This window comes from Roseixanthobacter glucoisosaccharinicivorans (genome assembly GCF_043195095.2).
In the GTDB taxonomy this organism is placed as follows: domain Bacteria; phylum Pseudomonadota; class Alphaproteobacteria; order Rhizobiales; family Xanthobacteraceae; genus NCEH01.
The window spans coordinates 2,265,484-2,278,235 of sequence record NZ_CM195538.1 but is presented as its reverse complement, the minus strand read 5'-3'; the positions used below and the strand labels follow the sequence as shown (position 1 = coordinate 2,278,235).

Below are 12,752 nucleotides of genomic sequence, written 5' to 3'. Positions count from 1 at the left end.
TGGGCTTTGGCTGCCCGGCTCAGGAGGTGACGCGCACGTCCACCGACATGCCGAGGCAGTCGTCGCGCGCGCCCACATAGGTGCCGGAGACCGGAACGGTCTGCTCGATGGTGCGCGCCACCGAGACCGGAACGAGGTTCGACGCCCCGACGCCGCCATTGGTCGGATCGAAGGTGATCCACCCCGCGCCGGGCACGTAGATTTCGGTCCAGGCATGGGTGGTGCCGGCATTCGCGCTGCCGATGAGCGCGGTGCCCGGCGTGTGCAGATATCCCGAGACGATCCGCGCGCCGAACCCGAGGCAACGGGCCGCTTCCGCCAGCAGCACGGCGAAATCACGGCAGGTGCCCCATCCGCGATCGAGCGTATGGAGCGGCGGTTGCGTGCCCTCCTCATCGCGGCTCTGATAGCGGATGTGCGCGGGAATTCCCGCATTCATGTCCTTTAGCAAGCTGAGCGTGTCGGTGGGATTCGAGCGCACGAAGCTGCGGGCCCAGGCCTGGAGCCGCCCGGCGGGATCGGCATATTGCGGGCGTGTGAGTGCGCCGAGGTCCGTCCATTCATCGTCGGAATGGCGGAAGGGATAATGTATCGCTGAGCCCGCGATCTCGAACACCGGCCAAGCGGAGGCATAATGCTCAAGCTCGGCCGAGCTTTCCACCGTCAGCGTTTCCGAACGCTCGCTGAAGGATGCGGTGGCAACCGCGTTGCCGAACACGTCCTGCGTCCAGCTGAGCACGCTGGCGGGAAAGGTCGCGACCTTCATGGAGATCAGCCGCAGGTCCAGGCTCTCGCGCGGGCGCAGCATCAGGCGATGCGGCCCGAGGACGACCTGGTGGCGATAGAAATAGGTGGTGCGATGGTGAATGCGGAGCTGAACCATTCACCATTATCATCGTGCTTCGCATTCGCAGCAATCTCTGTCCGCCCGCATCATCTCGCGAGCCACAGCTTTGCGCGCGCTGCCCCGTTCAGCCCGGGCTACGGAACGTGATGAATTTATGCGCCGCGAAATTCACGAACACCGGCAGCATAATGGCGATGGCATGCGCGGCAGCCTGGGCCAGTGCGGCGGGAAGAACGTGCGCGAACACCCGGTCCAGCCCAACCGAGGCCCCGAGCACCACCGGAAATCCCAGTGCGTTGAACAGGAAAAACCAAGACATTTCGGTGTGCATCGGCTTTCCAGAGGCCGGAAAGACGAACAGGCGGTTCAGCGTGAAGGCGGTGATAAAGCCGACCAGAAAGGCAAGGCTGACCGAAACTAAATAATTGAAATAGAGATCGAAGCCGAACCGGCTGGCGAAATTCATCGCCGCCGCAAACCCACCCGCGAGCAAGAACTTGCCGAACTGGCCGTTCACATAAAGGGCGATCAGGCGCTGCATCTCATCTCTTCAATCGCTGCGGCAGGGATCAGCCGAAGACCGGTTCGCGGCGCGGAATATGATCGGTGCCGATTGCGGCCGCCATTTCCTTTGCGAGCCGCGCGCCTTCCGAAACGCCCCGATCCTCGGGATAATAAAAGCAGGTGTCGGCCACCTGGAGCCCGGCGATGGGCGTGCGGATCGACGGAATTTTCGCGGCGAAGCCGGGTTCGCACAGGGGCTGCGCGTAGCGCAGCCGCCCGACGCGCGAGGCAAGGCGATCGCCCTCGGACACGGCCGGATTGACCCGCCGCAGATAGCCGAAGCTCTCGGCGATCAGCGCCTCGTCGGACCATTGCCACTTCTCGTGGTCGTGCGGCATGTAATACGGCACGTACACCACCGTATCCGTCATGGCCCGCAGATTGGAAAACTCGATGATGCCGGGGATTTCGATCTCGGGATCGACGATGTTGACCCAGAAATGCGGCGTCACGGAACGCTTCAGCTTATGCAACACGCAGATCACGCCGATGTTGCGGATCGCGTCATAGGCGTCCTTCGAGGCCTGCGGGAGGCTCGGCACCAATTGCGAGACGAACGGCGTCGGCACCGTGGAGATGACGGCCTCGGCAGGAAAGAAGCGGCCGCCCGCCGTCACGCCGGTGACCTTGCCGTCGGCCGTCTCCACCCGCTCGCAGGGCGTGGAGAGATGCACGCGCCCGCCGCGGCCCTCGATGGACCGCATCAGCGCATCCACCAGGGTCTGCGAGCCGCCTTCGATATGGCCAAGCTGCTCCTGGAACAGGGACTGGCGCGAATTGCCGATGCGCCGCACGCGCGTGGCGATCCAGGCGGCCGAGACGTCGTCGGCATATTGGTAGAATTTCAGCTCCATGAGGCGGCGCCAGAGCTTGTCATAGACGCTCGCGCCCGAGCCCTTCTCGATCCAGTCGCGGGCTGAGACCTGTTCCAGATCGTCGAACGAGCGGCGCTTGGAGGTGGCGAACATCTGCAGCCCGTAGCGCAGCTTCTCCACCGGGTTCAGCAGGGAGGTGGCGAGCAGGGAAATGGGATCGCCCCATTTATGCAGGTCACCGTCCTTGAAATAGGCCATGGAGGTCGGCCGCCAGCGCATCTTGTCGGCGATGCCCAGCTCCGCCATCAGGGCGAAGGTCGGCGCGTCCGGCTTGCAGACGAAATGATAGAAGCGCTCGAGGGACAGCCCGTCGAAATCGAAATGCGCCGCCATGCCGCCGGCGACCGCATCGGCCTCCACCACGTCCACCTCATGGCCGAGGTTGAGGGTGTAATGGGCCGCCGCCAGGCCCATGGCGCCCGCGCCGATGATGACGGTCTTCGTCATGCCGCTCGCTCCTAGAAGTCCAGGATGATCGGGGAATAGCGCGGATCGAGGAAGGTTTCCTCGAACGCCTGCTTCAGCGGCGTCTCCGGCACATTGAAGATCTTCGGCCAGTCGATGACGGGAAACACCTCGGGAATCACCAGGGCCTGGAGCTGGTTGACCGTGAACGGCGGGTTCTTGTTCACCAGCGCATAGGTCTTCAGCAGGGCATAAAAGGCGGCATAGGGAATTTTGACGATGCGCGCCTTGGCGCCGGTGATGCTTTTGATCAGCCGGATGATGTCGATATAGTCGATCTCGGTGCGCCCGGAGATGTCGTAGGTGCCGGTGATGCGGCTCTCGATGGCCGATGCGATGATCGCGGAGAAATCGCCCGCATAGAGCGGCTGGCGGCGGAACCTGCCGGAGCCGGGGATCGGGAACACCGGAACCCGATCCATGAAGCGCCGCAGCCAGCCGAGGTGCTTGCGGTCGAACCAGCCGAACATCAGCGTGGGGCGCAGCACAACGTGGGGCGTTTCGACCGTGTCGACGAAGCGCTCCTGGGCGGTCTTGGTCTCCACATAGAAGTCCTGGGCCTGCGAATTCACCACGGACGAGGAGATGGCGACGAAATAGGGCACGCCATGCTGACGCACCGCCTCGATGATCCGCTGGGTGGCGGTCACGTTATTGGCGACGAATTCGGCGCGATCGAGCCCGCCGATCTGCGCCTGGTTGACGACCACCGCATCCGCCCCGGCGAATGCATCCATCCAGGGACCCGCACGGCTGAGATCGGCCTCGATCACCTCCACATCGGGGTGAAGCTGCCGCAGCCGGGCGGTGTTGGCCGGATGCTTGTCGATGCCCACCACCCGATAGCCGCGCGCTTTCAGGCGCGGCACGAGATTTTGCCCGACAAGTCCTGCGGCTCCGGTGACGATGATGGTCTTCATGAATGGCCGGCGCCGATCAGATTGGTGCGAAACTCGACCCCTCACATGCCAGAGCCCTCCCGCCCATGCAATGGCCGGCCGCCCGGGCCCATCGCGGGGCCGCCATGCCGAAACCGCCGCGCGCGATCCCGCCGGGGCGTCGGCGAGCCCCTTCAGCGCCGGCTTCCGCCCGCCCGCGCGGTGGGGCTATCCTGCCGCCGATCGCCCTCCTGCTGTCCCGGACGCCCATGATCGACCGCATCGTCACGCCCGCCGCCCTCGCCCTTGCCATGGGCCTTGCGCCCGCCGCCGAAGCCTCGGAGGCGCCGCCGGCCGCATTCGTGGATGTGGCCTCGCTTGTGCCCGGCGCGCGGTTCGACGTGCGCTATCACGGCAGCGAGAATTTCGTCGGGACGCGCGTGGACGGCTATGAGGCGGCGCGCTGCTATCTCACCCGGCCCGCCGCTCAGGCTCTCGCCCGGGTGGAGGGGGACGTGCGCAAGGCGGGTTTCGACCTGCTGATCTTCGATTGCTATCGCCCAACCCGTGCGGTGGCGCATTTCGCGCGCTGGGCGGCGGATCTTTCCGACCAGCACACCAAGCCGCGCTATTATCCCGACGTGGACAAGAAGGACCTGTTCGCCGAGGGCTATATCGCCGCCCGCTCCGGGCATTCGCGCGGCTCCACGCTCGATCTCACGCTGATCGACGCCACAAGCGGCCGGGAGTTGGACATGGGCACGCCGTTCGATCTGTTCAGTCCACGCTCGTGGCCCGGCGATACGTCGGTGACGCCGCAGCAGCGGGCGAACCGCAGGACCCTTGCGGACGCTATGATGCGCCACGGCTTCGTGCCGTTCGAGAAGGAATGGTGGCACTTCACGCTCGCGAACGAGCCGTTTCCCGACACCTATTTCGATTTTCCCATCCGCTGAAGGCGCGCCGCGCGGCTGCCGCGCTCAATGGGCGGTAGCTTCCTCGATCTTCAGCCGCCGGCCCCAGGCATCGAAGAAATGGCCTTCGTTCAGCACCAGCCGGTCGGCCTTCACGCGGGCTTCGAGGGCGCGCAGGCGGCTGCGCGCTTCCCCGTTCAGCAACGGGCCGCCGGAATCGAGCACCGGGAAGAAAGCCGCGCCATCCCATTGCTTGCCCGAGCCCGCGAACAGCGCCACGATCTGCGGCCAGCGGATTTCGTCGCCGATGATGTTGAAGAAGGTGGAGGCGAGCGGCGCCACTTCCAGCCCGCCGATCTTCACCAGCACCACCAGCGCGGTGAAGGCCCCATGAGCGGCGAAGGACTCGCGCAGCCACAGGTCGAACTCTGTCAGGTCCTGCCGGCCGGTGCCCTTGGTGCCCGCACCCTTGCGGCTAGAAATCGACACGGGGCGTCTCCGGTATGTAGTGTTCGAAGAGATACCAGAACGGGCTTTCGCGGGTTTCCGCGTACCAAGCCTCAAACGCCGCCAAGGCGGCTGCGGGATCGTCCGGCGCGCCTTCGCCCGGCGTGCTCGCGTCGGCAGCCTCGGCATCCGCGACCGGATGGGCGGCCGCGAACAGGGCGAGGGCGACCGGAGCGAACCGGGAGAGCACCGCGTCGCGGGCATCGCTGATATCGTCCCATCCGAGGCGCGCGCGCAGATGCGCCTGCACCGCCGCGACCGCCAGTTCCGGCGTTTCCGCTCCTTCGGCAAGGGTGGCGAGGGTCGCCATCAGGTTGCTGCGGCGATAGGCGTGGGCGCGGGCATGGGCGAGCGCGGCCGCGCGCGCCTCGGTTTCGCGCCGAAAATCCGCCTCGGCCTGTTCCGCTGCGGCCGCGGCCGTCTCTAGGCTCGCCAGATAGGCTGAAAGCGTGGTCATCGCCGTCCTCGCGCCGCCTTGGCGGTTTCTGATCCGGGTGCCGCCGGGCTTGGGGCTTTCGGGCTTTGGCTCTTGGATGATGTGCCGCCGGGCGGATGGGGCAGCCCTGGATTTGGCGGAAGAGAGTGGGAGTCGAACCCACCAAGGACCGGCTCGCGGCCCCTCCCGGATTTGAAGTCCGGACGCCCCACCAGGGACGCTTCTCTTCCAATGGCGTGCGGCGTCGCCGCCGGTTCGTGCGTCGGCGCATCATCGCCCATGGCGCGGAACAGGTCCAGCCGATGGGGATTGATGCGGCGCAGATCGCCCCGGCGCAAGGTCACGCCATGGCGATCGAAGAATTCAAGGATCTGGATCGCCACCTTGCGCCCGCTATCCACCTCGTCGCGGAATTGCGCGGCGGTAAAGCTGCCGTGCGCGGCGCCGAGCCGGATGAGGATCTCCACCATTTCAGCGACGGTGGCGCGTAGGAAGAAATGATCATGCGCGACCTCGTCCACGCGCCCCATCCGCCCGAGCAGCTTGAACATGCGCCGCACGTCGGCTTCGGGCTGGGCGCGCAGATTGGCGATGTCGCGCACGCGCGGCGGGCGGAAGCGCTCGGCGCCCTGGAGCAGGGGCCGGGCCTCGGCCCACAAGGCTTCGTCGCGCGCGGTCAGCCGCACCTCGAAATCCGCGCGCCGCACCCAGGCGCCGTCGAGGCCGACATCGCCGGCGCGCGCCATCATCTGCACGGCAGCGAGGAAAGCGGGCGCGGGCAGGCGCGGCGACAAAGCGAGGAGCAGCCGCTCGCGTCCCATGCCGGCGAGATCCGGATTTTCCGCGTGATAGGCATCGAGCCGCGCGATCAGGGCCTCGCGCAGCGCCTGCCAGCGCCCGGCGGAAAGCGCGAGCACGCTCTCGCCGACGGGCAGGCGGACCAGCCCCAGCGCCTCGGCGATGGCATCGACTTCCGACGCGGCGAGGGCGCGATCGCGCACGAACGCGGGCAGATCCAGATAGAAAGGCGCGCTCTCGCACAGCGCCAGCACCGAATCGCGCGGGTCGCGCAGCGCGTGGGCGGCAAGCTGGGCGATGCGCTCGGGGCTGCGGCGCTTGCGGCTCGGCGCGCGCAGGTCGAGAAACCGCCCGCCGCCGATGGTGCGCTGGGCCGAGGTGTCGCGCACCACATAGCGATCCCCCGCCGCCGCCGCGATGGGATGCTCCAGCACCAATTGCACCAGACCGCTCGCGCCGGGCGCGAGGGTGTCGCCAAGCAGCACCACGCGGGCGCCGACTTCCCGCGACGCGGTGTGGAGGCGCACGGGAAACCATTGCCCCACTCCCTTCGCCTCGCTCGCGAGCACGGTCAGGGTGGCGTCGATATGGTCGCACGGCGCATGCAGGCTCGGGTCCAGCACCACGTCGCCGCGCGCGATGGCGTCCTTGGTGATGCCGTCGCCGACCAGATTGAGGCCGCAGCGATCCCCCGCGCGACCTTCCTCCGCCGGCCGGTCCTGGGCGCGAATGGAGCGTACGCGCGCGGCAAGGCCGGACGGGCCCACGATCACGCGGTCGCCCACACGGACCACGCCGGACAGCACCGTGCCGGTGACGACCGTTCCCGCGCCCGAGAGCGTGAACGAGCGGTCCACCGCAAGGCGGAACCGCCCGGAGGCGGCACGCTGCGCCAGATGCCCGGATGCGTCCACGAGGCGCTGGCGCACCTGTGCCACGCCTTCGCCCGTGAGGGTTGAGACCGGCACGATCTCCGCGCCTTCAAGCGCGGTGCCCGCGAGCGTGGCTGCGATCTGCGCGGTGACTTCGGCGCGGCGCGCGTCGTCCACGAGATCCGCCTTGGTGAGGGCGACGAGCCCGTGGGAGACGCCGAGAAGATCGACGATGGCGAGATGCTCGCGCGTCTGCGGCATCACCCCGTCGTCCGCCGCCACCACCAGGAGCACGAAATCAATGCCGCTCGCCCCCGCCAGCATGGTGTGGACGAAACGCTCGTGGCCGGGAACGTCGATGAAGCCCAGGGTCTCGCCATTCTCCAGCGGCAGATAGGCAAAGCCGAGGTCGATGGTGATGCCGCGCGCTTTCTCTTCCTTCAGGCGGTCGGTATCGACCCCCGTGAGCGCGCGCACCAGCGATGTCTTGCCGTGGTCAATGTGCCCGGCGGTGCCGATGATCATGGCCGCGCCTCCTGTCGCTGCTCCTGCAGGGGGGCAGGCAACGGCTCCGGCGCCGGCAAGGGCAAAGCGGCGCGGCGCTCGGCTTCCGCCGCCTGGTCGTCTGAGAGCGTGGCGCGCACCGCGTCCAGGAACGGCGCGGCAAGGCCGCTGCCGCCGTTGTAGCCGCGCAGGAGCCATTCATAAGCGGCGAGCGGATCGCGCGACGCGCCCGAACCGATGTGATGGGAGGCGCCCAGCATCGCCTGGCCGTCGGCATCGCCGCGCTCGGCGCCGCGCCGCCACCAGCGCACCGCCTCGGCCGGGTCGCGTTCGACGCCCAGGGCATTGTGATAGAGCATGCCGAGGCGGGTCATGGAGGAGGCGACGCCCTGTTCCGCCGCCAGCACCGCGAAGCGGCGGGCCGCGGCCGCGTCCAAGGGAACGACCTCGCCTTCCAGCAGCATCCAGCTCAGCATGTCCTGTGCCGGCCCGTCGCCCTGGTCGGCGGCGGCGCGATACAGCTCGGCGGCGCGCGCATAGTCCTGTGGCGCGCCTTCGCCCTTGAAATAAAGGGCCGCGAGATTGCGCTGGCCCACCGGATCGCTGTTCTCGGCGGCGAGAAACAGCCAGCGAAAGGCGAGGGCGGGATCGCGCTCCACGCCCAGCCCCTCGGCGAAACAGGCGCCGATATTGTTCTGCGCCCGGGCGACACCGGCGCGCGCCAGCGCTTCCCACAGATAAAGCGCGGTCTCGTAATCCCCGGCCTGCGCCGCGGCGAGCGCCTCGGCCATGCGGGCGTCAGGATCGGCGGGCGCGGCTTGGGGCGCGCGTGGCGATGCGGGGGCGGCGGGCTTGCGGCCGCGCAGCAGGTCAAGCCATCCCATGGGCTTGCTCGTCTTTTGGCGCGTCTTTTGGCACGCGAAGTTGGGCAATGGCGGTGCGGAAGCCCGCTTCGTCCAGCAAGCAGCGCAGATCCAGCAGCAGCGCCCCATCCTCGATGCGGCCGATGACCGGAACCGGCAGGGCGCGCAGAGCGCGCGCCAGCGCGTCCAGCGCGCGCCCGCTGCCGTCGGCGGGGCTGATCGCCAGAGCGATGCTCGGCAAGGTTTCCAGCGGCAGGGCGCCGGAGCCGATCTGGCTCTTGCTCGACCTGATGGAGACAACGAATGCCGCGCCCAGCGGTTCGGCCACCGCCGGAAGCAGCGCCTGCGCCAGCGCCTGCATCTCGGCGAGCGGCCGCGCCAGCAGGCGCAGCGTCGGCAGGCGCGAGGCCAGCCGGTCGGGATCGCGGTAGAGCCGCAAGGTGGCTTCCAGCGCCGCGAGGCGGATCTTGTCCACCCGCAGGGCGCGCTTCATGGGATTCTTATTGATGGCGGCGATCAAGTCGCGCCGGCCGACGATGAAGCCGGTCTGCGGGCCGCCCAGCAGCTTGTCGCCGGAGAAAGTGACGATGTCCGCGCCGTCCTCGATGCTCTCCCGCACGGTCGGTTCGTGCACCAGGCCGTAGCGCGCGAGGTCCGCCAGGGTTCCCGAGCCGAGGTCGTGGAACAGCGGCACCTCGCGTTCATGCGCGATGTCGGCGAGGTCTCGGGGCGAGACTTCGGCCGTGAAACCCTCGATGCGGTAGTTCGAGGTGTGCACCTTCACCACCAGGCCGGTATCCGGGCCGATGGCGCCGACATAATCCTTGGGATGGGTGCGATTGGTGGTGCCGACCTCCACCAGGCGGGTGCCGGCGCGGGCCATGATGTCAGGCATGCGGAACGCGCCGCCGATCTCGATCAGCTCGCCGCGCGAGACGATGGAATCCCGGCCGAGCGCGAGGGTGTTGAGCACCAGCAGCACGGCGGCGGCATTGTTGTTCACCACCGTCGCATCCTCTGCGCCGGTGAGATCGCACAGCAAGGCGCGGACATGATCGTCGCGCTCGCCGCGCTTGCCGCTCTCCACGTCGAATTCCAGCGCCACCGCGCTGCGCATGGCGGCGGTGGCGGCGGCGATCGCTTCCTCGCTGAGAATGGCGCGGCCGAGATTGGTGTGCAGCACCGTGCCGGTGAGATTGAAGACCGGGCGCAGGCTCGGCTGCGCCCGCGCTTCCAGCGCCCGCAGGGCCGCGCCCGCAATGGCATCGGCGGCGGCGGGCGGCGTGCCGGCACGCGTGGCGGCGCGGGCCGCATCGAGCGCGGCGCGCACAGCCTCGGTGGTCGCGGCGCGGCCGTGTTGATCGAGCGCGGCGCGCCCCGCATCCTGCTTGAGCACTTGGTCCACGGAGGGAAGCGCGCGCAGGGCTTCGCGTGCGGCGAGGGCAGGATCGCTCATGATCGCCGCCTCAATAGCCGAGCAGGAACGGATTGAACGTACCGCGCCGATAGGGGCCGTCCCGCATCAGCAGATCAAGCCCGAGCCAGGCGACGTCGTCGGCGACCGGTTCGGCCGCAGGATCCTTGCTGAGGTAGAAAAGCTTGGTGTAGCCGTGGCAGGAATCGCAGGTCTCAGCCTTGGCGGCCCCGGAGGCGCCTTCGACCTCCTGCAACCCGATGCCCTTCGTGGAGCCGCACAGCACGCACCGCACGCGCACCTGGTTCCACAAGGTGCCGCACAGCGAACAGGCGCAATAGCGCGCACCCGGCGCGCTCGGCCATTCGACGATCAGGCTCGCCACCGGCGGCGCGCTGCAGCAGGGGCACATGCCGTCGCCGAGCGGGACCAGGGCCTTGGCATCGAGGCGGGCTGCGAGGCGGGCGAAATGCACCTGGAGCGCGGCCGCCACATAAATGTGCTCGGCCATGGCTTCGACCGGAATGGAATCGGCCAGCACGTTCAAGATCATGGCCTCGCGCGCCTTCGGTGCCGCGCGCATGACCGCATCGAGCGCTTTAGAGGCGGCATCGGGCTTTTCAACCGGCTGCATGGCGTGGAGCAGCCGGTCGAACGTGGTGTCGAACGCGTCGTCATAGGTGAATTGCGTCCGGTCCAGGGGCGGCATCGCGAATTCCGCCGCGCGCTTGCGCGCCGCCGGGTCGGGCAATTCCGGCTCCGGCAGGCCGGCCTGGATATCGTGCTGGACCTGCACCAGATCGGCGAGGAACAGCAGATACGGCCGCAGCTCGCTATGCGGCGCCAGATCACGCATGCGCTGGGCGCGCGTCGCGAACACGGCGGAGGGATCGGGAAGAACGGCCAGGGGGGGCTGGGCGATACCGCCAATGACACTCGGATCGGGCTCGATGGCGCCCGGACCGCTGGAAAATTCTGACATGCCAATCCTCACGAACCCCACGGGCCACGTGGCTAAGCTTAAGGACACGAAGCGAAAGCAGGGGGCGGAGCCGCCTTGTCGGCACTCCGCCCCGGTCGATTCTCAGCTATGTGCGGCGGCGGCGCGTTCAAGAGGGAAGGTGAAGCACCCCCTCGCGAAACGTCCGCTCCGCCCGCGCGCAGCAAACGCCGCGGGCGCGTCACTCCGCCGGCGTGCGGCCCGGCTTGTCCTTCGAGACCAGTTCGCGCAACCATTTGCGATGGTGACGCCAAGCCCATCCACCGGTCACCTGACCTTTGGTCATGGCGCCGATGGTGCCACGGACCCAGATCGCCGCATAGACGTGGATGATCCACACGCAGATGATGGCGATCGCCGCCAACGCGTGCACCAGGATCGCCACCCGCTTCTGCGGAATGGTGGTGAAGCCGTAGAAATACTGGTCCCACACGACGAAGCCGCTGCAAATCAGCACGATGATCAGAAGCGACATGCCCCAGAATACGAACTTCTGGCCGGCATTATACTTGCCGACTTCCGGCAAGCGCTCTTCATGGCCGCCTAGCACGTCGCGGATGCGCGCGAGCCAGGTGCCGTCCTCCGCCTTCCACAGGTTCGCGCGCCAGAAGCGCAGGAACAGCCCGGCGAAGGAGAAGAACAGGACCACGCCGATCCAGGGATGGATCGCGCGCGTCCACTGCCCGCCACCGAACAGGTTGGTGAGGAAGAACAGCGAGGGGCTGAACAGGGCCATGCCGGACAGCGCCAGAAGGATCAGGCTGATGGCCGTGATCCAATGGTTGATCCGGGCGCCCACGGTATAGCGATCCACCGTGACGGGGCGGCCCCTGTGGACCCCGTCGCCGGATTCGACGTCATAATCATTGCTCATCGCGGGTCACTCCCGGTGAGTTTCTCGGCGTTCTCCTCATCCTCGTTGCTGACCTTATTGGGGCCGGCGACGAGATGGTGAAGCACGCCCGCGGCAGCCGCGAGGCCGATCGCTGCGAAGCCGACATATTTGGTCATGCCCTTCCAGATCTCGACCACCGGGCTGATGGTCGGATTTTTGGGCAGGCCGGCGTAGATTTCCGGCGTGTTGGCGTGTTGCAGCACGTACATGACGTGGGTGCCGCCGACGCCCGGAGGATCATAAAGACCGGCGTTGGCATAGCCACGCGACTTCAGATCCTTGATGCGCCCATCGGCCCATTTCGTCATTTCGTCCTTGGTGCCGAAGGCGATCGCCTGGGTGGGGCAGGCCTTGGCGCAGGCGGGCCACTGGCCCACCGCAACACGGTCCGAACACAAGGTGCATTTGTAGGCCTTGTTGTCGACCTGCGAGATGCGGGGAATGTTGAAGGGACAGCCCTTCACGCAATACCCGCAGCCGATGCACTTATCGTGGTCGAAATCAACGATGCCGTTGGAATATTGCACGATCGCGCCGGGCGCCGGGCAGGCCTTGAGGCAGCCGGGGTCCGCGCAATGCATGCAGCCGTCCTTGCGGATCAGCCATTCCAGGTTCTGCGTCTCCGGATTGGTCCATTCCGTGAACCGCATCAGGGTGAAGGTGTTCGGCGTCAGGTCCGGCGGGTTGGTGTAGGTGCCGTTGAAGGTCCCGATCTCCTCGTGGAGATTGTTCCATTCCAGGCACGCCGCCTGGCAGGCCTTGCAGCCGATGCACTTCGACACGTCGATGAGCTTGGCCACGGCGGTCTGCTGCTGGGCGGGCGGCGTTATGGTGGACGCCGACCGACGGATCAGATCCTGCTGCCCGTATTTCGGGGCAACAGGGGTCACCGGGGGATTTGGGGCTGGGGGAAACATTAT

12 protein-coding genes, 1 tRNA gene and 1 pseudogene are annotated in these 12,752 nt (G+C 67.5%); 1 reads left to right on the top strand and 13 read right to left on the bottom strand.

From position 1 onward, the window contains the following. Positions 1-19: 19 nt before the first annotated feature. From V5F78_RS10245 to V5F78_RS10230, 4 genes are all read right to left on the bottom strand, one after another. Positions 20-883 carry a transglutaminase family protein gene (locus V5F78_RS10245; protein WP_394068388.1) on the bottom strand — a complete coding sequence of 288 codons (864 nt, stop codon included), beginning with the start codon at positions 881-883 and terminating at the stop codon, positions 20-22. An 88-nt stretch (positions 884-971) separates the two neighbouring features. Then, on the bottom strand, positions 972-1,388 hold the full coding sequence (locus V5F78_RS10240) for a GtrA family protein (protein WP_394068390.1): 417 nt from the start codon (positions 1,386-1,388) through the stop codon (positions 972-974). Positions 1,389-1,416: 28 nt separating this feature from the next. Then, on the bottom strand, positions 1,417-2,733 hold the full coding sequence (locus V5F78_RS10235; RefSeq protein WP_394068391.1) for an NAD(P)/FAD-dependent oxidoreductase: 1,317 nt from the start codon (positions 2,731-2,733) through the stop codon (positions 1,417-1,419). A gap of 11 nt (positions 2,734-2,744) precedes the next feature. Then, a complete protein-coding gene (locus V5F78_RS10230) occupies positions 2,745-3,671 on the bottom strand; it encodes an NAD-dependent epimerase/dehydratase family protein (RefSeq protein ID WP_394068393.1) in 927 nt (308 codons plus the stop codon). Between the two features lie 227 nt (positions 3,672-3,898). Here V5F78_RS10230 and V5F78_RS10225 point away from each other — a divergent pair, with 227 nt between their 5' ends. Next, positions 3,899-4,585: a M15 family metallopeptidase gene (locus tag V5F78_RS10225; RefSeq protein ID WP_394068395.1), complete on the top strand. Its 687-nt coding sequence runs from the start codon at positions 3,899-3,901 to the stop codon at positions 4,583-4,585. A 24-nt stretch (positions 4,586-4,609) separates the two neighbouring features. Here the strand turns inward: V5F78_RS10225 and V5F78_RS10220 are convergent, their stop codons facing one another. The 9 genes and pseudogenes from V5F78_RS10220 to fdxH all read right to left on the bottom strand — a co-directional run bounded on the left by V5F78_RS10220 (position 4,610) and on the right by fdxH (position 12,749). Further along, complete coding sequence (locus V5F78_RS10220; protein ID WP_394068397.1) at positions 4,610-5,032, bottom strand: hypothetical protein; 423 nt, start codon at positions 5,030-5,032, stop codon at positions 4,610-4,612. Then, positions 5,019-5,507 carry a hypothetical protein gene (locus V5F78_RS10215; protein WP_394068399.1) on the bottom strand — a complete coding sequence of 163 codons (489 nt, stop codon included), beginning with the start codon at positions 5,505-5,507 and terminating at the stop codon, positions 5,019-5,021. The genes V5F78_RS10220 and V5F78_RS10215 overlap by 14 nt, the downstream gene beginning before the upstream one ends. Positions 5,508-5,620: 113 nt before the next feature. Then, positions 5,621-5,716, bottom strand: a tRNA-Sec gene (locus V5F78_RS10210). A gap of 144 nt (positions 5,717-5,860) precedes the next feature. Next, a pseudogene (gene selB / locus V5F78_RS10205) lies at positions 5,861-7,681 on the bottom strand (selenocysteine-specific translation elongation factor); the annotation flags it as partial. Continuing rightward, positions 7,678-8,544: a tetratricopeptide repeat protein gene (locus V5F78_RS10200; RefSeq protein WP_394068400.1), complete on the bottom strand. Its 867-nt coding sequence runs from the start codon at positions 8,542-8,544 to the stop codon at positions 7,678-7,680. The pseudogene selB and the gene V5F78_RS10200, both read right to left, overlap by 4 nt. Next, entirely contained in the window at positions 8,531-9,979 is a 1,449-nt protein-coding gene (gene selA, locus V5F78_RS10195) for an L-seryl-tRNA(Sec) selenium transferase (protein ID WP_394068401.1), read from the bottom strand. The genes V5F78_RS10200 and selA overlap by 14 nt, the downstream gene beginning before the upstream one ends. Before the next feature lie 10 nt (positions 9,980-9,989). Then, positions 9,990-10,919, bottom strand: a complete 930-nt coding sequence (fdhE, locus tag V5F78_RS10190) for a formate dehydrogenase accessory protein FdhE (RefSeq protein ID WP_394068403.1) — start codon at positions 10,917-10,919, stop codon at positions 9,990-9,992. 199 nt (positions 10,920-11,118) lie between these two features. After that, complete coding sequence (locus V5F78_RS10185) at positions 11,119-11,811, bottom strand: formate dehydrogenase subunit gamma (protein WP_394068404.1); 693 nt, start codon at positions 11,809-11,811, stop codon at positions 11,119-11,121. Continuing rightward, positions 11,808-12,749, bottom strand: a complete 942-nt coding sequence (fdxH, locus tag V5F78_RS10180) for a formate dehydrogenase subunit beta (protein ID WP_394068406.1) — start codon at positions 12,747-12,749, stop codon at positions 11,808-11,810. The genes V5F78_RS10185 and fdxH overlap by 4 nt, the downstream gene beginning before the upstream one ends. Between the last annotated feature and the right edge of the window lie 3 nt (positions 12,750-12,752).